Source organism: Legionella clemsonensis (genome assembly GCF_002240035.1).
In the GTDB taxonomy this organism is placed as follows: domain Bacteria; phylum Pseudomonadota; class Gammaproteobacteria; order Legionellales; family Legionellaceae; genus Tatlockia; species Tatlockia clemsonensis.
In genome coordinates this window covers 1,937,416-1,958,549 of sequence record NZ_CP016397.1, presented here as the reverse complement: position 1 = coordinate 1,958,549, position 21,134 = coordinate 1,937,416, and the positions used below count along the sequence as shown (strand labels likewise).

Below are 21,134 nucleotides of genomic sequence, written 5' to 3'. Positions count from 1 at the left end.
GATTAAGCTCCTTTATTTTCTTTAACGTAGATTGCGCCGTTTTTAACAGCAGGCTGTTCGTGATCCTGGCCTGGCATATTTTGGCTTTGGGCTTGATGGCGAATGTCCATGATGGTTCCCAAAGTCTCAGTCATCATTTTTTTGCGGACATCGTTTTCAAAGGACAAAGAATGAATGTCATCGTCTAGTTTTTTCAGGGCAAACAAGACCATATTCATAGCAGGTTTTAAATTCTGTACTTCTTGCACTTGTAATCCTGCTTGTAAGATGCGGCGCATCATTAAGGCTTTATCCAGCATATTTTGAACAGCGATTTCTTCTGCCAGTTTTGAGATAGTAAGCATTTGTTCTTCACGGGGCAGGTGCTGAATAGTAGTAATGACTTCATCAGTAATCAGTAAATTGGAGGCACTGACTTTACTCAGATTTTCTTCAGTAAGCGTCCAAGTACCATTGACTAAATTCCATAAGGCCTTGGCAATGTTCTGGCTACAGGTATTGGCGTTCGCGCAGCTTTGCAATAAAGCTGATAAACCAATCCCTGCTTTAGCATCATGGCTTTGTTTGTTTTCACTGCTGCTGACCTGGATATCGCCAAGAACCTTAACTGCCCAATTAGCAGCATCGGTAGGTGTTGGCCAGCTTTGTACCATAGGAATTTTGGTGCTTGGTTTTTCCAAAGAATCTAAAGGTTTTCTCTCTAAAAGAATGTTGTAGCCCGCAATGACTACATCATTAATTACCTTAATGGGGCGTTGAAACTTACCGCCCGCATTGCCTTTATTGCTGCCTATCCAGGGTAGACCATATTCATCTCGCTTTTGAGCGATGCTTTTTGATGTTTCGGTCACATCGACGTTTTCCTTTTTAGCTCGTTTGGCAGCATCAAGCCATCCTTGACTATCGGATACTGATAATATGCCTTCCATTGGAGATTGGTTTTGTTCCAGTGCTTGTTTGACTTCCTGACAATCTTTAACCTTGAGGGTAAATTCGTTTTGTGCACTGGATGCAGCGTTTTGTAGAACATTGTATAAAGCAGGCATGGACTGTTGCAGCTTATAAAGAGGGAATCCTGCGACTGAACCTTTTAAGTTATCAATGACACCACCAGGGATATTTAACGCTGATTTTTTTAAATCCTGAAAGGTATTGGTAATGGATACGACAGGATTAAAACCGCTACAAGAGAATCCCATACGGCCATCAATATCTGCACCAATAACCAGCGTTTGATCTTTATTAACAGGTGGTATAAATAAATTGGAGGTTCCTCCTAATTCATAATAGTAATCTGATTGGCTGGGCATAAAGTTTCCGGCATGGGTTAGGTGCGGAATAAGTAAGGTTAATAATAGATATTTATTCATGTTGATGTCCTATCGTTTTTGAGGTTGTCCAACTTTTGGGAAAGTGAGAAAGTTCACGAGTTTGCCTTTGTTCTGAATACAGCCGCGATATTTGCGCCAAAGGACAAACACGTAATTGCCATTTCCGGCTTTTTCGTCTTCAATGCCGAAATCCTGTGCATCGCCTGGGTGGATATTGCGATTTAAAGGATAGATTTCCTGCCAGATGACTTTATTGTTTTGTGGGTCGTAAATGGCATTAGCCACCACACAATTTTTACCGCAGGAATTATTGGTTGACTTGGTGACATGCAAAGGATTTTTATTGGTGACAATATCTACGGCGTGCATGGCTGCAACAACTGAAGCTCTGTAGTTATAAGGTTGTGTTACGCGCATCAACCTGGGAATTTCAGAACCCCAATGTTGTGTTAATGTGCCAATTTCATGATTAATTAACAGATGAGGATGCGTTCCCATATATAACAATTCAGCTGCTTCTGTTCTATCCATGACTGCATCAGCTTCGGCCAGATAATAAGGAACGCCAAAACCAGTTTCCGGCCTGTGTGATAGATAAGGGATACGGTAAAATGCAGCAGGGCTGCCGATCACATCAACAATGCGCGTCCGCTCATCATTGATGTGAAGATCTGTGGTTTGACCGCTGTCATTGCCAAATCCTAACGCTGAACCAGTCGCAGCTTTATAGGCTTGTTGGTACATCGTTCTTGCTGCTTTATTTTCATAAAGCGTTCGAGCTTCAAGCCAGGGATTTTCTTCTGGTTTATTGCTGACGGTAATCACTAAATCAGGTAAAAACTGTTCAACCGCAGGAGTGACTTCAAGTCTTGGCGGTAAACGTCCCACCGTCCAAGTGCAAGAACCAATGACTTTGTAATGACTGTTTTGAAACAGTTTTTGCAAAACCCGTGTAGCGATTGTGAAGGTATTCACAGGATGAGGTGGGCTTGTGCTTTCTAAAGCAAGGGCAGTGTTAGTCATAAAAATAAGCCCTGTTATGAGTAGTTGCCTTTGGTTGTTCGAGTTTCTTAGCCATGATTTCAGCGGCGACCAGGACATCATGTTCTTTCTCCAGGAGGTGGCGTTGTGCTTTTTCTGATTTCTCAGTCATTAATAAGGCAAGCAGGTAGCGAGGTGGAATGACGCGAAACAATCCCTGATAGCGTGAGCCTAATAAAACTGCTTCTGCATACAAACCTTTTTGCGAATCAATATCTCTGATTAAGGTTTCCTGTTGCGGTGTTAAGGATTTAAAGCGTTTCACATCAGTGATTTCTTTTTCATCCAGCCCCAACAAAATCCAGGTTTCAATTAGCGATAAAATCTTTGCAGCCTTTTCAGAATTCATGTCGGTGACGTTTTGGGTAATTGCAACCAGCCAAAGCCCGAGCTTTCTGGCTACTTTGGCCACTAATAGGCACACCGTTACCACAGAAGGAATTTGAAATTGCAGATGGGATTCATCAATAAAAAGAAAGGTTGGCCTATTGTCGTTTTGAGTAGCCTCTGCCATGGCCAGTATTCTTGGCAACAAAGAAACCATAACCAAAGCCAGTTTTCCGGTGTCATCTTTAATGGCAGAAATATCAATATGAAAGATATCAAAATCACCTAAAGGTTCTGTTGGCACATTAAAGAAGCGTGATTTTGCGCTGTTAATGACATAACTGTTTAATCGGTCGTGCATATCCAGAATTCGGTCTTTCTTGCGAGATACCGTTTCTTTATCCAATCGCCGTTGAAATGCACTCACAATATGCTCAGTCAGCATTTGTGGTATGCCATCGTTAAATGAAGTTAGAATGGCATCAATTAATACTTCGATTAGCAGCGTTTCATCAGCCAGGGTAAATTGTTCTTCTTCCATGGCATTGGCTTCCGTAATCATGGTACGCAAAGCCAAGGCAAGCTCTGCAAGATATGCACGAGAACCATCACCACAAGCTAAATCTTCTGAGTGAGCAGGATCTTTAAGATCCATGATTTTTTGAGCTATTAAAGCAGCTTGTTCTGCGCTTAAATTATCTGTTATTTCTGGAATTGCTTTATACGCTTCACAAAATGGATTTAATGGAACAGCTTCCTCTTTTTTATTGCTTAATAATAACTGCTTGGTTTTTTTACCATGAGCTTTGGCATGAACGAGCATCCGATCAAACGAGTTTCCCATTTCAAAAAGTACTACACGGGCGTTTTTCATGGCGAGTAGTGATTGAATCATCCAACCTGTTAAAACTGACTTACCACCACCAGAGTTGGCGAAAATCGCGCAATGCGAATTTTGACTAATAAAATCATGGTGTAGTAAGTCAAAGAAAACGGGTTCGCCTAAGCGGTTGAAAAAGGGAAAGCAGGGTAAATGCCTTGCACCTTGGTTTCGGCCATAGACTGGAAGCAAGGCAGCAAGTTCTGTAGCAAACATCAGACGATCAAAACATAAGTACTTACGGGCATAGTGAGGATCGAAATTAAACGGCAACGCATTGAGCCAGGAATTTAAAGGGTGAATATCATAGCTGGAATGAATTAATGGCATCTTGGCGTCGTTGAAAATGGTATGCAGGTTTTTTTCTATGACTTGTGCTTGTTGTTCATCCTCTGCTTGATAAAAAACAGCCTGATTAACCCAGAACAGACGATTGCCAGTGCTTAATTCATTTCGGGCAGTTTTTATATCATCTCTTACTTCCTGTGGTTTTAAGCTGGTTCCCACAATTCCCTTTTCTAATCGTGTGAGATGATAATCCAGATTTTCATCATGGCTAAAGACGACTTGAATGGTGTAGATACTTCCTTCTGGCAAGGTATCCAAAAGCGCATAGCGGTGTTTCGGATTGGCTTGTTGTCTTTCTCGGGAGACTAAACCAATAATGGGTGCTTCTTTTAAGCCATCAACATACAGGATTCTTTGTTTTCGGCCTTCAAAAATAAATCCTTGCTCATCGCTCTCAGGCGGGGAAAAGAATATATTTTGCGTCAGATTAAAACCTGCGGGCATGGGATTAGGGTAGGGATATTGTTCCAAGATCTCATCGGCTGATTTCGGATTAAACCAGCGTATCCACCACTGATAATAATCCTGACCTTTAAGGCGTTTGATTTCTAAACCTGGTGAGCGTAGTTTGGTTTCAATCTGGCTGATGACTTCTTGATGTTCGAGAAGAATTTGTTCTCTGGTTAAAGTGGTTTGATGTAGTTGCCTATAAAATAACACTCTGATTCGTCGTCTTCGTCCTCGATAGGGCGCATCTGTTTTAGGATCGAGAAATAAACCTTCTGGCCTGGTCATTTTATTGTAGAGATCGTGCAGGCGTTGTAAGTAATCTTGCGTTAATGGGCTGTCAATAAACTGTTGTGGAATTTGGGCTTTAATATGGTCGATAACTGGATCAAGGCAATATTCGTCTTGAACAAACATTTGCATAACCCAAGGGTCTATTGCATGGAGGGGAACCACCGTTGCAAAGGTATCGCGGATTTTATTAAAGACGGCTTGCAAGTATTCGGGGGAGGCAGCTTCGGCTTGGATATCTCCTAGCTCAAACCCTGATCCCAAACTTTTTCCATCGGCAAATAAAAACACCTGTTCTTGTTCGTTGAAATCAACAATAGCCAGTCTGTCAGCAAAAGAGGGCAACGGATTGGCATATTGCTTTTTAATCATTTGTTCTTTGATAGCCTGGGGATTCATTTCCCCAAGCAACCAGTTAGATAATCGTTTCATCACACCTCCTTAATACAACTCTGATGCCAGGGCATATTGATTTTGCTTATAAAGAAAAAAGCGTGTGGTATAGGCTGGTTTGATGATTTGTTCATCGCCAAGCTGAGCCACATGAGCAAAAATATGGATAGGCACTTCGGAATTCGGCAGCTGCTTAAATTCTTCGCCTGAATCCTCAAACCGTACCTGTTGAACAACAGCCTTTTGTATAGGCTGTTGCATGCTTTGTTGATAAAGCTGACTGACTGTTAATCCCTGCTCAGGAATGGCGCTTTGCGATATATTGGCGGTTGAACAAGCGCTCAAAGCCAGACTAGCGCAAAGCATTGTCAAAGTTCTTTTGTTGATGGTAACCATAATCTAATACCCTCCCTTGGTGTTCTTTATCAATTGCTATTGTTTGACTGAAATGAAGACTGAATTGGTTTGGTATAAAACCTGAGTGACTGCGGATGCTGGCAGGAACAAAAACCATATCGAAGCTGCCTTGTATTCTTTTCTCAAGCCAATCAGTAATTTTTTGGCTGCCCTCGTTAATAGCACCGCCAGCTGCAAAATGTGCTAAATCACCCGTAGGCGTGGCAATCGCAGAACCACCTTCGGCTTGATAACTCATTTGCCATTTGGATAAAGCATTGCCAGCCCCCTGAATACCGCCAGCAGCCATGAAAGCGGCTAAAACTCTGGGGGCATTAGTGATGTACTGTCCTTTGATGCAAGGATTGCCGAATTGAGTAGTCAGATAACCAATGCTGTCATTGTTCACCATCTCCGCAGAGCTTTTCATTTGCTCTTGGCCGATACTGACAAAATGCCCATCCTCAAAGACAAATAAAGCGGCAGTGACATACGCGCGAACGCAGCTGATGTTATCGAGAAAAGAACCTACGCCAATGGAGTAACCACTGATTTTCATACCGATAATTTCTTCCGGCAATTGCATCCCATTGGCTGTCATTAAGTCTCCACGGCTGACCATTGCGGTAAAGGGAAACAAGGGCTGCATCAGTTTGCCTTCAACAGGTACTTCACCCATCAAGGCAGATAACAGCGTGACTTTACTGAAATCACTGCCTGCTGGAATGGTATAGAAGGGCGTTTTGGTTGGGGCTTCTTCTTTGGTTGAGGTGTCTTGTTCTGCAAAGACTTTACCCTCAATAGGAGCTTTATCCAGTAATCCATCCAGATCTTTGATTTGGCAAGATACAGGAGCTTGATTGCCCTCCATGGGGTATGATTGAGTTTGATGATCAGTAAGGGCTGAGAGCTTTTCTTTCAGCGTTTGCAATTCATCTTGTAGCGTATGGCTCGCTTCTTGTAGCGGTTGCTTTAATTGCTTTTGCAGCGATTTATTCTCCTTATGCATTTGTTCCAGTTTCTTTTCTGTTTCCAGAAGTCTTGCGGACACATCACGGATGTTGTCGTTGAATTGGCTGGTAATGGCTTCATGAAAATTGTTGGGATTAGGCGTATCATCATGAGCAGACGTAGTATGACGGCTATTGATAAGAATCATGACGACTGCGAACACCACCGATCCAGCTAAGATTTTAATGCCTTTATTTTTGTTCATCGGCTGTACCTCGCATGTTGAGTAAGTGCTGTGGCAAAGGGTTGATCTGAAACCAAAAAGACGGTGGTGCTTTCATGTTGATTTCGTGGAGGCAATTCCCCTTTGGGATAGAAACTTGCGGTTTGCCAATGTCCCATGAGTTTTGAAAATTGCAGTTTCACGGGTTGATTCAACAGGTTTTTCAAATCGACCGCAGTGACATAGAGACTACCGCCACGCCATGAAGCCAGAGGGTGCGCTTCAATGCTTGCACCATAAAATAAGGGAATGGTTTTGTTGGTTTGCATGGGCGAGCGATAAATACCCTCTGGAATATTTCTGACGCGTTCAGGCGAATACAAGGCTTGAATAGCAAATCGGGTAAGCTGGATGGCGTTATATTCGTATTGGCTTGCACCTGACTGATGAGTGGTTTTGGGATCATCAATCAGGATTTCAATAGGCGTGGTATTGACGGCTTTCTCATTGGCTTTAAGGTTCAGTATGATCACTTCACCTTCGGGTAAGAGCTGGACAATCAAACGTGCATCGTTGAAAGTGTCTTTGGCCTTTAAATACAAACTGCCTTTAACTTTTAGAATATCGAGGTTGGTACTGAGCTGTTGATCAATGATTTTAATGGCCTGGGGAAATTGAACCAGCCTTTCTTTATTGATAGGTAATTCAATCGTTAAAGGGACTTTTTCCCAAACCAGATGTTCGCTTTGCAGGGCGTAGCTCACTTGCGTGAGCATAAAGCCAAGCATTAATAAAATGTGTTTAATGCGTTTCATGGGATTCCTCCGTGTCGACCAATAAATCTTGTAAACGTTCTTCAGGACGGGTATAGCCATCGAGAGCGAGTTGGAAAGGGTTGTGTAAACGAGACAAATTGAGTTTGACTACACGCAGGTGATAGGCTACTACTTTGTCAGCAATCACCATGCCGCTGTTGTCTTTCAGTCTTTGAGTAATGCGCAGGATTAATTTCACCTCCCAAGTATCAGGAGCAATTTTTCTAATATCTTGGGGTTCCATGAAACGATAAAGACTGGCTACTTGGCTACGGTCAAAGAGCTGCGCGTTTTTATAAGCACCCAGCGTGTCTCTAAGTAATTGTTCATGACGAGTGGTAAAATAATAGTGAAAGGCTTTGATGTTTTGGTTAAATTCTTCTTTGCCTTTATTAGACCAGGTATATAGCGTTGGCATTAATGAGGACACAAATCCTTGTACATATTCATTAGGGATATCGTTTGCTTTCATTAAGCCGCCATTGGCTGCCATATTAGGGCTTAGCCAAAACTCATAGCGTTTGGGCATGGTCATGAGGTTAATGATTAAGGCCAAAACGATGACTGATAACAGGCCGATAAAAGCCAGTAATAAACGGTTATGGTGTTGTAGGTTGTCGATTTTTTTCCAATATTCAAACATGAGGCTCTCCAACAGATTTATTCTTTTGCCACTGTCCTTGATAATGAATCCAGGGCGAGTGTTTGAGCCTTAATCGCACCATCCATAGAATGGTTTTCTTCATCACATAACCATAAGGTTTGCCTGCTTTGATACGGGCGACTCCTTTTGGCCACACGGTAATGGAGAGGATGAATCCAATCACAAAACCGATGCAGCCAGCGGCCAGTGGATACCCTGCCATTGTTCCTAAAAGGATAAAAAACAAGGTGGTTACTGGTGTTGTAGTGATGACAATCCAAAATAATTCACGCAGACTTAAGCCTTTCCAGGCTGGGAAGTCATGTGATAGATGGCGCGAAGAAGGCTGACTCATAATTTCACCTCCTATATTTTGAACTTGGTAATCATGGTATAACCCACATAACCAGAAGCGATGCTAATGGCTAAATAGGTGATTCCCATTACGGCAAAAGTACCGAAGGCCACCATGGAACCTTCGTTCTTTTTGGATTCTTCAATACCGTGTTGCACCGTGGTAATGAACTTGATAAAGGTCACGACTGCGGTAATGAACAGCAATAAGCCAAGACCCTGTTTGACGTAATTGCCTGTTACCGACATCATGCTTTTGGAACCGTCACCAATGTTGTCCGCATCAGAAATTTTAGGGAACCAGTTATCTGCCAATAACACAGGGGCGTAAAAAAGATTGACAGCTCCCAGGTAGAGCGTGCGAAGCGTTGTTTTCATGTTGTCTCCTTAACGAATAACACTAAAATGAAAATCATCAGGCCAATGACAAGCCTGACCATTCGAGAGCCGAAATTCAGCAAGTATCCTTGTTGCTGTTTTTCCTCGGTTCCCATCATGTGGTTGACGCACCACATCACCGCTAAAATCACCAGGCTTATGGCAATAAAACGGATACTGCTGGAAAAGACTTGGGCTGAGATGTTGTTGCTGGCTTGTTTGAATGTTGAAGCAAACATTCTCGCTATTTCGTCTTTACTCATTAGGGTTTCCTCACAAAATCCATTTCTAATGGTTTAATTTTTCGAGGGGCAATGATGGGCTGGTTGATGTAGTCAATCAGGCCGTTTCGAATGTTTAGCAAGTCTTCTCTCAATCCGGAGTGATGCTGGCCTTGGAGATCTTCAAATCCTTCGATTTGCAATTGGATACGGGCATTTGGTGTTATCTGTGTTTGCGCTTCATCAAGCAAAGGCATGATGGCGTTAATCTGATTAATGATACGTACCAGCGTTTCATTCAAATCAGGGTTATTCGCAGAGCATTGCAGGCTTATTATCATTAAGGTGAGGCATAGTATTCGTTTCATGGTTTCTCCCTATAAGTATTTCTTAAAGCGGCTGGCCGTCATGGCTACCATTAATCCCATCAACAAACTGACAGGCACAAAGACATAAGCAGGGGTGATGCTAACGGGCAGGGCAAGCCACAGTATGAGTAAAATCACCAGTCCTTTTTTCAAATAGTGATTAAGCCTGTGGAACACGTAAGAGGATTCACGACCTAAACAAGCAGTGCGTATCGCTCTTTGATTTAGACCGTCAACCAGACCTGCAATCATGGTCAAAGCAAATAAGGGCATGGCAGCGAATAGGATAATGAGTTTTATTAAAAGGCACTGGCTGCTTAATAAAAGGATCTGCACGAATTGCTGTGATTTTTCGATTAAATCCTTGGCAAGATCATTGATGGCCAATTTGTTGAAATAAGGAATGGTAAATACCCAATCTGGTTTGGCATTTAAAGGAAGTACTACCAGCAATGAGCCTTGATAAACAGGGGTGATGGCCTCTCTTTGTGTGTTTACAAGGATATTCACTTTTTCAAAAGCAAAGGAGTAGCCATGCAACAGCCATTGACTTAACGCCCAGATAATAATCGCCAACCAACCTAAAAATAGTACTATGGTTAACTGCATGGTCATTTGTCTTGAATATTGTTTTACTGCCATAAAGCCCCCTCAGCAATGATTAAGGGGTAATGTTGTTCGTGAAGGTATGCAAGCAAGGGATCAACATTAACGGGCAGTAACGGTAGTTTGAATTTTTCTTGCAAAGCGACAATGGTTTCAAAGTCATTGACGTTGGTAATGAATCCTGTGGCTTGCATGAATTTTAATTCTTCTTGATGCTGTTCCAACCATTGAATCGATGCTTTATCTGCACCTATGACAAACAAAGGCATGTTTAATAAAGTGGTATCCAATGTTTTGCGGCTGACTTTGCCTGCGGTAGCTTTGCTTTTGGCTGGTACGCCTATTGGGCTGGACAAATTTAATTTTAATGACGTATCACTTTGTGACAGGGTTAAAGGAATGACGTTCATGCTATGAACATTCAACGCGACCGACAGTAAAAGTAGAATCCTAATCATTAAAATCTTCCTAAATCGACAACTTGCGAGGTTTTACCATTGGCTATTAACAGTAATGGGGTTTGTTTCTTGGCAAGTGCTAAGCCTTCAAATTGTTGGTTGCCAGGGGTTAGCGTGATTTGCTGATTGGTCACTAATTGAATGGGGATTTGATGTCGATTCGCCCACAGTTGTATGGCGTTATTGTTCATATCCAGAAACAGCAGGTTAAGTTTTGTATTGGGAGTGCGGTTAATCGCGTCAATCAGTTGCAGTACAATGGTGGTAACCGCATCGTCAGGTTATTATAAATAAATAGAGTGTTTCACCCTCTTTTAATTGAATAGGTTGATGAGCATAGGGTGAGTAAGGGGAGGGATCAAAATCGCCAACCACGGGTACGTCTTTAAATAGTTCGTTATAGGCCTTATAAAAAGCATTGTTCCAAGCGATATTTTGCGCCACTTTTTGTGCTTCCTGGCGAGCAGCAAGGCTTGCAAAATGTTCACGTTCCGCATCATCTCTGGCGTTAAGTCCAAGAATATCAATCGGTGTCATGCGCAAGTCTTTATAATACACACCGCTTCTGCTTTGCATTAATTGCAGATAGCGTTTTTCTTCTTTTTCATTCAATCCCCAGATTTTAGCTTCTTGCTTTTGAACATCATTCAGTAGGAAATCCTTTTCTTCGATCACTTCATCATGAAACTCAGTAAGACCTGCTTTTGCTAGGGCATTGTCGGCTTGTTGCATGGGTGAGGTGGCAATGCCAGGGATATACAAACCTGCGATGGCTTGCTGGCCTAATAACAGGCATAGAGTGATGGTAGACAATTTATTCATTGCCCACCTCTTGTTGAGTCAAATGCATCAGAACATGGGCTTTATCTGCGTTCTCAAATTCGATAGTTTGCTTGGCAAAATTGATATCTAGGATTTTCCATCCGGCTAGGGAATCCCCTTTCTCTAGGGCTTGGGTTTTATAATCGTAAGCAACCGATGCGACTGAAATTTCCTGTACGCTGTCTATGCTTAAAACTCTAAAAGGAAGTTCGCTTGCTGGCAGCATTTTAATAGGCTGCTTTTGGCTATCTAAATGCTTCAGCAATTCTTTAATGCCATCGAGCTGGTTTTTAATAGCAGCTTGTTCGGTTGAAAAAAGATCACCTAATTGATGGTCGTCTTTGTTTTGCATTTGTTGGATGAAATCCCCAAGCTGTTTGATATTGTCAGTAATAGGGGAAAGATCGGGTTGTTGGTTAGGTTTATTTAATTGCGATTGAATAGTTATAAGTTTTTGTTCCAGACCATTCAGATTGTTATTATTGATGGATGAAGATTGGTGTTTTACACACACAAACACAATCACCAGAACATTTAAAACAACCAGGCCAAGCCATTTGGCATCCAGAAATTTCTTCATTGTGCTCTCCTTGCATTAAGACTGAAATTGATTTCTCTTAAGAGGTCATCCTGCTTGAGGCTAAACAGGGTTTTCCCAACCAATACCGTGAGCCCGTCGGCTATAGTTAAAGGACCAAGGTTTCTGGTGACTTGGGGTAGGGGTTGTTGGAAGATTTGTTTAAGGCTTTCGTTTTGCTTATCCTGGGGAGCAAGATGGTAACCTGAATAACGAAGCCAATACTCAACCGCTTCACCTATCGTTTGAACTGAGCTTGGGAAATGAATCTGCTGGACTGTTTTAAGCGGATTTATCTGTGCTGCCAGGGGTTGATTATTCACGGTAGCATAACGTCCAACCTGGGTGATATTAGCAGCTTGTATTTGCAGGCTGCTTAGGGCTAAAAGGCCAATAATGGTTGTTCTCAACATAACTATCCCTATCCTTGATTTGACTTGTTTTCTTGGTCTAATTTTTGAATGTATTTGCGGATAAAGACTTCTTTGCGATCGATATCGATTTCGCTGGGTGCTCTGACACCAATTCCTATCAGGCCATTTTTTTCATAAAGAACAGTGATTTTGATTTTGCCTTTATTGATATAGATTTCTTCACCAATTTTGCGGTCTAGGATCAGCATGATTTTTTCTCCTTAACTGAGGGACTGGTTAGCTTTTCCATCATCTCTTTGATGTGGGATTTAACGATTTGTGGGTCGGTTCTTTTATGGTTTTCGGGTTTAGCCCGCAGAGCTTCTTCTCTTGCCTTAATACTTTTTTGAATGCTGATGCAAAGTTCTACAAAGACAGGAATAACGGGAGGGCGTTGTTGCGTTCTTTTTATTTTTTCCACCGCAAAGGTTAAGACCTGGCTATCAAATTCTTTGATGCTGTCAGCCCATTCCAGCTTGGCAGCTTCAAGGGCTTTTTCATTGTTATAGGCAGAAAGCCATAAGGCACCATAAATGGCATTAAATCTTAAGAACAAAGTATCAACCCGTTTGTCATACGCTTCTTGTTGAATTGAAGTGGAGGACGTTGTTTCCTGTTTGGGGTTTATCTTCAAAGTTGATGCTGAAGCTGGATTCTTTGCAGGATTCAGCGAGAATATCTGCGGCTGATTTTTTTCTATAACTTGTTTGAATGTTTGCATGGCCTTGCTCCTGTTTTCTTATGGGTAAAAGTTCATCATTCCAGCATTGTTGGGCTAGCCAATTGGCTGGAAACTTCCATTTAGGAACCCACTCGCCACAGAGCTCCATGTCTAAACGGTTTTCAATTTGTTCTTGCAGAGCATCCATCATCTGTCTAAACAGCGTTTCATCGGGCTTGAGTTTATAAAACTCCTGGAATGCCCTGGTCTCATCTTGCTTCTGTGGATAAAGTTCCCAAAATTTTTGAAATTGGGCGCGCACATACACACACAAATTTTCTGAGTTATGAGGTGTGTCGGGTTTTGTGTTTTCAACTGTGTTGGATTTTTTAGAAAAATCATCGTAACTTGATGATTTGTAATTCTTTTTGATGTTCGGGTTTGTGTCGGGTTGCTGTGTCGGGTTTGTGTCGGGTTTATTTTGGACAGAAATATCCGTATCAGCTAAAAGGCATTTTACAATCAGGTTCATGCCTATGGACTCAATCTTGATTAAACCAGCTCTCTCCAGCGCATAGATGATTCTTCGCAATTGTTGACGACTAGGACTACCGGATTGTTGAAAGCCTTGATGAGGCTCAATATATAAAGCCTCAGCGAGTTGCTGATAACTGATTTTTCGTTTAACCCCAACCAGAAAGGTTTCCCTATCCATATAAGGTCGAATCCCCAGCAAGTAGGTCGATTGCTGGATATAAGGCAATCCCATCAGTGCGGATAATTCGTTAGTAGTAACAAACAAAAATCCCATTTTCTTATTCATCCATCTAAAAACACTGTTCCAAATTCAGTGTTTGCAATATCAAATAATTTCATTTAGTATCAATCAATAACACGAAACGTGTTGTTGATAACCCATTGTAAATAAGCACTTTTTAGTGTCAATGGGCTATTTCCGTTTGATATCAAATGAACCTAAATGAACATGAAAAAAATTATAGGTAGTAGGATTACGCAGGCTAGAAAAGCAAATGGGTTGACGATTAAGATATTGGCAGAGAGAACAGGATTTGGCGCTGCCAGGATTGGGAATTGGGAGCAGGGTACGAGAAGCCCAGGACCTGAAGAGGCTTTAGTTCTGTCCAAAGAGTTGGTTGTTGCTGCTTCTTGGTTGCTTGGTATTTCTAATGACCCACATGGAGAGTGGATGGATCATGTTATATTTGAATATTAAGATCGCTTTTAATGCAATCTGAGTTTGGCAAAGTTGAAGGCAATCAACGACGTCTTCTAGATATTGGCGATAGCCATTCGGGGCTCGTTGTGGTGTCTCAATCAAACCGTAGCGTTCATACAGACGAATGGCAAACAGGATAAATCATTATGCTAGGCCTAACCCCTGTGAATTCACAATCCATCAAAGATCTTTATGAATTTACTGTGACTCCAAACGGAACAAACAGTGTTTTCCCATCGATTTGCACTTGGGCGAACATTTTAATAAATCCTACTTTGTTAGGTTTTATATGAAATAGCAATTCAGGTCCTCCTCGTTCCGTATTATTTGTAGGTTCCTTGCCCATTGGATGAACATGAGTTACTGTTTTAAAGTCCTCATTAAAACCAACGATGTGGGCATAAGCACCCATAATGGGTTCTAGGGTATGAACTGGGTTTTCCTTTGCATCGGTGATGTCAATTTTGCCCATGACTGCTTGACCGACGTGCAATGGTGTTTTATCAAAAGACAATTTAAAATGGTAGCCATCAACACTACTTTCAAATAATGGTTGTCGATGAATAGGATTTTCCAATTTCTTTTTTGTCTTTGGGTAAGGTAAATCAGCAACTACATATTCTTGGGTTTTTGTATTAGTCGGTATAAGATCAGCCCATGCTCGATAGGAGGCACTCTTAAGCGTAGGCTGCCATTCAAATTGATAGATGCCTGGTATCGTTGTTTCGACTGGATGGACATGACTGTAGTCAAGAAGTGTATCATCGATAATCAACAAATGAATCTTTTGTGTATGTGCTTCAATAAGATCGTTTAAGGTGATTGGTTTATTGCTTTTGGTGTCAATTAATTTGATTAATACCAGTTTCTTGTCCTTTTTATCCATTATCTCTTGAATAGATAATTGCAAGGTATTTTTTGATTTCAAAGAATGTGTCGATTGATTGTTCATCATGCGTTGATTAGGTTTTTCGGAGAAAGCAGTAGGATAATATGAGTTAATGAATATCAAGCTCATTAGGGTGATGGCAAATTTCTTCACAATATTTTCGTCTCCAAGAAAACCAATAGGTTTTAAAATAGTTTCTTATAGTTATATTTTGTATGCTATTTATTTTAATCAGTAAATAGAATGATATCATGATTGTCTTTTTAAGACAGGCATTAAATATAAGTAGAGGTACCCTAAATGTTGGTTAGGATCGTCAGCGATGGTTCTTTGTTGGGATGACGAAATGGATGTGATACGTGTCAATTAATTAGTTTAATATTTCAAAAAACTAACTCAAATTTTGAATCGGTTTAGGATACGAAAAAAGTGAGCTAAAAACAATTCAACTATCATTCAATTAATTCAAAACAAAGGGACAAAGTTTTCTTTTGCACGTAAATTTTTTTAGGTTTTTTTGAGGACACATCAAGACATTTTAATTGAGCTTCTCAAAGGTTATTCCTAGCTAATTGTTCGTCAAAGCATAGAACACTTTGTTTTGACTTATCCATACCAAAGAGTCTATATTGTAATTATTTCCTTTAAAATCAAGGATAGAAATTATCATGAAACAAAGTCATTGGATGGTTTTGGCGTGTTGTTTAGTCCTTACTGCGTGCATGAGCAGTGGCACGAGTAGTAAGTACACTAAAAGTCTCGAAGAGCATGTCGCTCAAGGTCATGTTGGCCATGGTGGCGGTGGTGGTCGCTAACACTAAAATCTTTATTACTCAATCCTAAAGATTCATATGAGCGCTCATCCTATAAAGTCTAAGAACTATTAATCTATTCGGGCACTAAAAATTGAGATAAAATGATGCGCACCACATCATAGTGGACGGGCGAATGCAAAGGATGGCTGTCATGGCAGAACAATGGCACGAAAAAGCACCTGCAGATATGGTGTTGTTGTTTCAAACCGACTTATCTTTAGGACTATCTGAAAAAGTAGCAGAACAGCGGCTAAAAGAAGTAGGACCTAACCTGCTGAGTCAACAGAAAAAAACATCCCCTTTCGTCATTTTTTTGCAGCAATTTGCAAGTGTGGTGATTTGGGTACTTTTAGGTGCTGTTGTTGTGTCTTTTTTGTTGGATGAAAAAGCCGATGCCATTGCCATTTTGGCCATTGTCATTTTAAATGCCATCATCGGATTTTTTTTGGAATATCGCGCTGATAGGGCAATGCTTGCGCTTCAGCAAATGGCTGCTCCCAAAGCAACAGTGCTTCGCGATGGCCATGCGAAGGTGATAGCCGCTTCTGATATCGTACCAGGTGATATTCTTCTTTTTGAAAGCGGTGATTTAATCGCTGCCGATGCTCGCCTTTTTGAATTATCAGCGCTTAAGGTTAATGAGGCGCCACTCACGGGTGAGTCGATACCCGTTGCTAAAAATCTGGATGTTTGCACTGCCGAGACGCCTCTAGCCGATCGTAAAAACATGGTGTTTATGGGCACCTCTATAGCCGATGGCACCGGTCGCGCGCTTGTCGTGGCGACTGGTATGCAAACGGAAATGGGGCACATTGCCAAAATGCTGGGTGAAGCGTCTCGTGATGAAACGCCTTTGCAGAAAAAACTCAATCAAGTGGGTTCTCGTCTATTGTGGCTTTGCTTTTTCATTATCATTGCCATTTTTGGCTTAGGTCTTTTACGTAATATCTCTCTATTCAGCTTATTCATGAGTTCAGTCAGTCTTGCAGTGGCTGCAATTCCTGAAGGCTTGCCTGCCGTAGTAACGGTGGCTTTAGCACTCGGCGTGCAACGTATGGTACGGCGTGCCGTACTGGTAAGGCGATTATCGGCGGTTGAAACACTCGGCTGTTTACAAGTCATTTGCACGGATAAAACAGGAACATTAACCGTGGGTGAAATGACCGCACGTCAGCTTGTGACAGCAAGTGATGTTTATAGTATTCATGGAGAAGGCTATAACCTCTCGGGAGGATTTACTCTTCAAGGTCAAGAAATTAATGTGTCAGAAGACCCGTTGTTGCAAGCTACTTTGCATGCGATGGTGGCTTGCAATAACGCGAGTTTTGAGAGCCAAGATGGACAGGTAGCTACTGTGGGAGACCCAACTGAAGTGGCCCTTTTGGTTGCAGCAGCCAAAGGAGGCGTTTGGCAAGGGGAACTGCAAGCCTCTTATCCTCGCATCAAAGAGTTACCCTTTAGCTCCGAACGCAAACGCATGACGGTCGTGTGTCGACAAGACCATGAACACATCGCTTTTGTGAAGGGGGCACCAGAAATTATCTTGGAGCGCTGCACCCATATTTTAACCAAAACAGGCATTAAAAAAGTAACGCCGAATGATAAGGCGCGCATGAAACAATCCTGTGAACTCATGGCCAGCGAAGCATTGCGACTGTTAGCTTTTGCGAAGCGCCAATTAGAGCCTACAACTTTAGAAGAAGAGGAAGAGATTGAACATAACCTGGTGTTTTTAGGTCTTATTGGTCTTCAGGACCCACCTCATGCGAGTAGCAAGGAATCCATCAGTCGCTGTAAAAAGGCTGGTATTAAACCAGTGATGATTACAGGAGACCATCCTGATACGGCAAGAGCCATTGCCAAAGAGCTTGGCATTTTGGAGGCAGGTGACCGATTGCTCACTGGCAATGAACTTGAAAACATGTCGGAGGAAGAATTTAACCATTGCGTCAAAGACATTGCTGTCTATGCTCGTGTGACTGCGGAGCATAAATTAAAAATCGTACGGGCCTGGAAAAAACAACAAATGGTGGTGGCGATGACAGGCGATGGGGTGAATGATGCGCCTGCTTTAAGAGAAGCTTCGGTGGGCATTGCCATGGGGAAAACAGGGACTGCTGTAACTAAGGAAGCCTCTGACATCATCGTCATGGACAATAACTTCACCTCGATTGTGGCAGGTATTGAAGAAGGTCGCACGATTTACGATAACATTGCCAAAACGCTTGCCTATTTATTAGCAGGCAATAGTGGGGAGTTACTGGTTGTGTTTGTAGCACTTTTAATCGGCTGGCCATTGCCGTTGCTTCCTATCCAATTATTATGGATTAACTTAGTAACCGATGGTTTGCCGGCCATTGGCTTAGCTACCGATATGTCAGAGCCAGGGATTTTGAATCGTCCACCCAGAGCCACGCAAAAATCCATGATGGATATGGCGTTTTTCAAACGAGTAACCTTTGTGGGTTGTTTAAAGGCTTTAGTAATCCTTAGTGTGTTTGCTTATGAATATTTAATCGATAAGGATTTAATTCAAGCCCAAGATGCGGCCTTTTCTGTTTTAGTAACCGCCGAGCTTTTATGGGCCTTTGGAGCGCGAAGCGACACCAAAAATATTTGGCAAGTAGGATTGTTTTCCAATTTAAGACTCTTTTTTATTGTGAGCATCAGTTTTTCCCTGCAGGTCTTGATTCATCATATCCCGGTATTGCGCGAATTATTTGGGATACAACCGGTCTCATTCACCCAATGCCTGGTTTGGATTCTATTAGGCATGGTGCCTTTGTTAGTGATAGAAGCTCAGAAACGGCTAAGGAAGGCACCCAATGAAGCATTTTAGTGCTAAAAAAATGATTTGGACTATTCTCTTAGGTTTCTGTTGTTTTGCAGGGCCAGTATCTTATGCCAAGACACCGCCTGCTTTATCGCAGCTAATCAATGAGGCCACTCAAAACAACCCTCAAATTCGTGCGGCACGCGACCGACTACTGGCAGCAATCCATGTGATTCCACAGGCAAAAGCGTTACCCGATCCGAAGCTTAATGCAGGGTACATCAACATGTCTGAGAATATCCCTATGGATGTGGATCCAAGACGCGAGCAAATGTTGGGTGGCCAACAAGAAATTCCTTTTCCTGGCAAACTCATTGTGCGAGGAAGGATAGCAACGCTCGAGGCCAAAAGAGCGGAAGCAGAATACCAAGCCACTAGTTTCGCCGTCATTGCTGAATTAAAACGGCTCTATTACGATCTTTATTTTGTCAATAAATCCATCGAGATCGTACAAAGAAACCAGGAACTTCTTCATGAAATGGAAAAGAGTTCCGAAGCCAATTACAGTGTAGGGAAAACACCCCAACAAGATATTTATCGTGCCCAAACTGAGATTTCTCGTCTACTGATGCGTTTAGTCATCTTAAAGCAACAACGGGGATCCCTGCAGGCGGATATCAATCGCCTTTTAAATCGTTCCTTAGAAATTACAATCCATACACCAGCAGTGCTTCCTGTAACGCCAATGGGGCATAATTTAGAGTATTTTTACACGCTCGTTAAGAGCCGAGCACCGCAATTAATCATGCAGCAACGTGCTGTTCAAAAAGGACGACAAGCCATCCGCTTAAGTAAAATGGAGTATTTCCCGGATGTGGAAATCGAAGGGGGACGACTTCATGATACGGGAATGCACACCAAAGGCTATCAAGTGTTGTTAAAAGCAACGGTTCCACTTTATTTCATGCAAAAGCAAAATCATGCCGTGCGCGAATCACTTGCGCGGTATAATGCGGATATTGAGGATTTGCAGACCACCTATCGTATGCTTTCCTTTCAAGTGAAAAATGCCTATTTGTTGGCAGAGCGCTCGGCAAAACTCATTCATCTGATTCAACATACCATCATTCCACAAGCCACTTTAACATTTACTTCATCGCAAGCCACCTACGGCGTGGGTAAAGTGGATTTCTTAACGATGCTGAATAATTTATTGACGCTGCAAGAAAATGAATTGGAATGGCACGGTGAACTTGCTGAACATGAAAAAGCGATCGCGCAAATCGAAGAAAGCACAGGGACGTTCTTATGAATTTTAAGTTAATAATCAAGAGTGCGGTTATTTTGAGTTTACTTTCGTTGTTGCAGGTAACTCAGGCGCAACAGGCCATGGATAATCATGGCAAGATGGACATGAAACAGTCCACTCAAGGAAATGAGATTGTGATTGATCCGGCTCGTTTACAAGCCATTGGCATTACGTCAGAGCCGGTGCGTCGCCAAGTGGTTGAAAAAATAATCCGTACCGTGGGGCGTGTTGAAGCCGATGAGCGGCGTGTTGCCCATATTCATGTACGCTTTGATGGGTGGATTGAGAACTTATTCATTAATTTTACCGGAGAAAAAGTCAAAGCAGACCAAGCTCTTTTTACCGTTTACAGTCCTGAATTGGTCGCCACCCAGCAAGAATATTTGCTCGCCCTTAATGCCCAAAAAATATTAAGCAAAAATACGACATCGAGTGCGGCTCGTGGTGCGCAGTCTGCTTTTCAAGCAGCCCACCAAAGGTTGTTGCTGTGGGGGATTTCCGAAAAAGACATTGAGCAATTAAGACGTACGGGCAAAATCACTCGGACGATGACGATTCATTCCCCCATCCAAGGTACGGTTCTTAAAAAAATGGCGCTGGTGGGCATGCGCATTGAGCCAGGAGATGAACTCTATACCATTGCTGATTTATCACGCTTGTGGGTTTTAGGGGACATTTACGAATATGAGCTTCCTTATATTCGTCTTGGTCAAATGGCTGATTTGACCCTTACCTACTTGCCCAATGAATTATTTAAGGCCAAGCTTGATTTTATCTACCCTACGATTGACATGAAAACACGTACAGCCAAGGTTCGCTTTGAAGTGGACAACCAGAAGGAGCAATTAAAACCGGGCATGTATGTGAATCTGGAACTCAAAGTACCTTTGGGTGAACGTCTTGTGGTCCCTAAAAATGCTGTTCTACTCACAGGTGAGCGCGCAGTGGTGTTTATTTACCATGGCAATGGCAAAATTGAATGGCGGGACGTGACCTTAGGGGTTAGGGCAGGGGATTTGCTTGAGATAATCAAAGGGGTTAAAGAGGGCGATCAAATTATTACGTCTGCCAATTTCCTCATTGACTCAGAGAGCCAGTTGAAAGCGGCCATGGGAGGTATGCAACATCAATAGACTTTCTTACCGAGCCTCTACAATAGGAAAGAAG

Annotated in this window: 25 protein-coding genes and 1 pseudogene; 6 read left to right on the top strand and 20 right to left on the bottom strand. The window is 42.1% G+C overall.

The window, feature by feature from the left end:
• Positions 1 to 2 precede the first annotated feature (2 nt).
• The 19 genes and pseudogenes from clem_RS08475 to clem_RS08385 form a co-directional block, all read right to left on the bottom strand.
• Positions 3 to 1,370 carry an integrating conjugative element protein gene (locus tag clem_RS08475; protein ID WP_027219603.1) on the bottom strand — a complete coding sequence of 456 codons (1,368 nt, stop codon included), beginning with the start codon at positions 1,368 to 1,370 and terminating at the stop codon, positions 3 to 5.
• 9 nt (positions 1,371 to 1,379) lie between these two features.
• The gene (locus tag clem_RS08470) at positions 1,380 to 2,354 is read right to left on the bottom strand and encodes a TIGR03756 family integrating conjugative element protein (protein ID WP_011946083.1); all 975 of its coding nucleotides are present in this window, start codon (positions 2,352 to 2,354) and stop codon (positions 1,380 to 1,382) included.
• Positions 2,347 to 5,097: a conjugative transfer ATPase gene (locus clem_RS08465; protein ID WP_027219602.1), complete on the bottom strand. Its 2,751-nt coding sequence runs from the start codon at positions 5,095 to 5,097 to the stop codon at positions 2,347 to 2,349. Before clem_RS08465 ends, clem_RS08470 begins: the two co-directional genes overlap by 8 nt.
• A 9-nt stretch (positions 5,098 to 5,106) precedes the next feature.
• Positions 5,107 to 5,454, bottom strand: coding sequence for a TIGR03751 family conjugal transfer lipoprotein (locus clem_RS08460; RefSeq protein WP_027219601.1), 348 nt, complete (start codon positions 5,452 to 5,454; stop codon positions 5,107 to 5,109).
• Positions 5,411 to 6,670, bottom strand: coding sequence for a TIGR03752 family integrating conjugative element protein (locus tag clem_RS08455; RefSeq protein ID WP_027219600.1), 1,260 nt, complete (start codon positions 6,668 to 6,670; stop codon positions 5,411 to 5,413). Before clem_RS08455 ends, clem_RS08460 begins: the two co-directional genes overlap by 44 nt.
• Positions 6,667 to 7,443: a TIGR03749 family integrating conjugative element protein gene (locus tag clem_RS08450; RefSeq protein WP_027219599.1), complete on the bottom strand. Its 777-nt coding sequence runs from the start codon at positions 7,441 to 7,443 to the stop codon at positions 6,667 to 6,669. The genes clem_RS08455 and clem_RS08450 overlap by 4 nt, the downstream gene beginning before the upstream one ends.
• A complete protein-coding gene (locus tag clem_RS08445) occupies positions 7,430 to 8,086 on the bottom strand; it encodes a TIGR03746 family integrating conjugative element protein (RefSeq protein WP_027219598.1) in 657 nt (218 codons plus the stop codon). Before clem_RS08445 ends, clem_RS08450 begins: the two co-directional genes overlap by 14 nt.
• On the bottom strand, positions 8,079 to 8,441 hold the full coding sequence (locus tag clem_RS08440) for a TIGR03750 family conjugal transfer protein (protein ID WP_016356825.1): 363 nt from the start codon (positions 8,439 to 8,441) through the stop codon (positions 8,079 to 8,081). The genes clem_RS08445 and clem_RS08440 overlap by 8 nt, the downstream gene beginning before the upstream one ends.
• Positions 8,442 to 8,452: 11 nt before the next feature.
• Positions 8,453 to 8,818, bottom strand: a complete 366-nt coding sequence (locus clem_RS08435) for a hypothetical protein (RefSeq protein ID WP_011213425.1) — start codon at positions 8,816 to 8,818, stop codon at positions 8,453 to 8,455.
• Positions 8,815 to 9,081 (bottom strand): hypothetical protein, encoded by a 267-nt coding sequence (locus tag clem_RS08430; RefSeq protein ID WP_011215143.1) that lies wholly within the window; start codon positions 9,079 to 9,081, stop codon positions 8,815 to 8,817. The genes clem_RS08435 and clem_RS08430 overlap by 4 nt, the downstream gene beginning before the upstream one ends.
• Positions 9,081 to 9,407: an RAQPRD family integrative conjugative element protein gene (locus clem_RS08425; RefSeq protein WP_016356826.1), complete on the bottom strand. Its 327-nt coding sequence runs from the start codon at positions 9,405 to 9,407 to the stop codon at positions 9,081 to 9,083. The genes clem_RS08430 and clem_RS08425 overlap by 1 nt, the downstream gene beginning before the upstream one ends.
• A 9-nt stretch (positions 9,408 to 9,416) precedes the next feature.
• The gene (locus clem_RS08420; RefSeq protein ID WP_027219597.1) at positions 9,417 to 10,049 is read right to left on the bottom strand and encodes a DUF4400 domain-containing protein; all 633 of its coding nucleotides are present in this window, start codon (positions 10,047 to 10,049) and stop codon (positions 9,417 to 9,419) included.
• Positions 10,040 to 10,471, bottom strand: a complete 432-nt coding sequence (locus clem_RS08415; RefSeq protein WP_014843642.1) for an integrating conjugative element protein — start codon at positions 10,469 to 10,471, stop codon at positions 10,040 to 10,042. The genes clem_RS08420 and clem_RS08415 overlap by 10 nt, the downstream gene beginning before the upstream one ends.
• Positions 10,471 to 11,293: pseudogene (locus clem_RS08410) on the bottom strand (TIGR03759 family integrating conjugative element protein). Before clem_RS08410 ends, clem_RS08415 begins: the two are co-directional and overlap by 1 nt.
• Positions 11,286 to 11,873, bottom strand: coding sequence for a hypothetical protein (locus tag clem_RS08405; protein ID WP_010946736.1), 588 nt, complete (start codon positions 11,871 to 11,873; stop codon positions 11,286 to 11,288). The pseudogene clem_RS08410 and the gene clem_RS08405 overlap by 8 nt, the downstream one beginning before the upstream one ends.
• On the bottom strand, positions 11,870 to 12,283 hold the full coding sequence (pilL2, locus tag clem_RS08400; protein ID WP_010946737.1) for a PFGI-1 class ICE element type IV pilus protein PilL2: 414 nt from the start codon (positions 12,281 to 12,283) through the stop codon (positions 11,870 to 11,872). The genes clem_RS08405 and pilL2 overlap by 4 nt, the downstream gene beginning before the upstream one ends.
• 8 nt (positions 12,284 to 12,291) lie before the next feature.
• The gene (locus tag clem_RS08395) at positions 12,292 to 12,492 is read right to left on the bottom strand and encodes a carbon storage regulator (protein WP_010946738.1); all 201 of its coding nucleotides are present in this window, start codon (positions 12,490 to 12,492) and stop codon (positions 12,292 to 12,294) included.
• Positions 12,486 to 12,839 carry a hypothetical protein gene (locus clem_RS08390; protein WP_010946739.1) on the bottom strand — a complete coding sequence of 118 codons (354 nt, stop codon included), beginning with the start codon at positions 12,837 to 12,839 and terminating at the stop codon, positions 12,486 to 12,488. Before clem_RS08390 ends, clem_RS08395 begins: the two co-directional genes overlap by 7 nt.
• A gap of 16 nt (positions 12,840 to 12,855) precedes the next feature.
• Positions 12,856 to 13,755, bottom strand: coding sequence for a hypothetical protein (locus tag clem_RS08385; protein ID WP_014843644.1), 900 nt, complete (start codon positions 13,753 to 13,755; stop codon positions 12,856 to 12,858).
• A gap of 168 nt (positions 13,756 to 13,923) precedes the next feature.
• On the opposite strand from clem_RS08385, the gene clem_RS08380 reads away from it, so the two are divergent.
• The gene (locus tag clem_RS08380; protein ID WP_011215153.1) at positions 13,924 to 14,178 is read left to right on the top strand and encodes a helix-turn-helix domain-containing protein; all 255 of its coding nucleotides are present in this window, start codon (positions 13,924 to 13,926) and stop codon (positions 14,176 to 14,178) included.
• Positions 14,179 to 14,189: 11 nt separating this feature from the next.
• Positions 14,190 to 14,321 (top strand): hypothetical protein, encoded by a 132-nt coding sequence (locus clem_RS15310; RefSeq protein WP_256388347.1) that lies wholly within the window; start codon positions 14,190 to 14,192, stop codon positions 14,319 to 14,321.
• Between the two features lie 50 nt (positions 14,322 to 14,371).
• On the opposite strand, the gene clem_RS08375 is transcribed toward clem_RS15310, so the two are convergent.
• Entirely contained in the window at positions 14,372 to 15,223 is an 852-nt protein-coding gene (locus tag clem_RS08375) for a hypothetical protein (protein ID WP_014843645.1), read from the bottom strand.
• A gap of 515 nt (positions 15,224 to 15,738) precedes the next feature.
• Here clem_RS08375 and clem_RS14985 point away from each other — a divergent pair.
• From clem_RS14985 to clem_RS08360, 4 genes are all read left to right on the top strand, one after another.
• Complete coding sequence (locus tag clem_RS14985) at positions 15,739 to 15,885, top strand: hypothetical protein (protein WP_016356828.1); 147 nt, start codon at positions 15,739 to 15,741, stop codon at positions 15,883 to 15,885.
• Positions 15,886 to 16,036: 151 nt separating this feature from the next.
• Positions 16,037 to 18,724, top strand: a complete 2,688-nt coding sequence (locus clem_RS08370; protein WP_027219596.1) for a cation-translocating P-type ATPase — start codon at positions 16,037 to 16,039, stop codon at positions 18,722 to 18,724.
• Entirely contained in the window at positions 18,711 to 19,970 is a 1,260-nt protein-coding gene (locus clem_RS08365; protein ID WP_027219595.1) for a TolC family protein, read from the top strand. The genes clem_RS08370 and clem_RS08365 overlap by 14 nt, the downstream gene beginning before the upstream one ends.
• Complete coding sequence (locus clem_RS08360; RefSeq protein WP_014843648.1) at positions 19,967 to 21,100, top strand: efflux RND transporter periplasmic adaptor subunit; 1,134 nt, start codon at positions 19,967 to 19,969, stop codon at positions 21,098 to 21,100. Before clem_RS08365 ends, clem_RS08360 begins: the two co-directional genes overlap by 4 nt.
• Positions 21,101 to 21,134 lie beyond the last annotated feature (34 nt).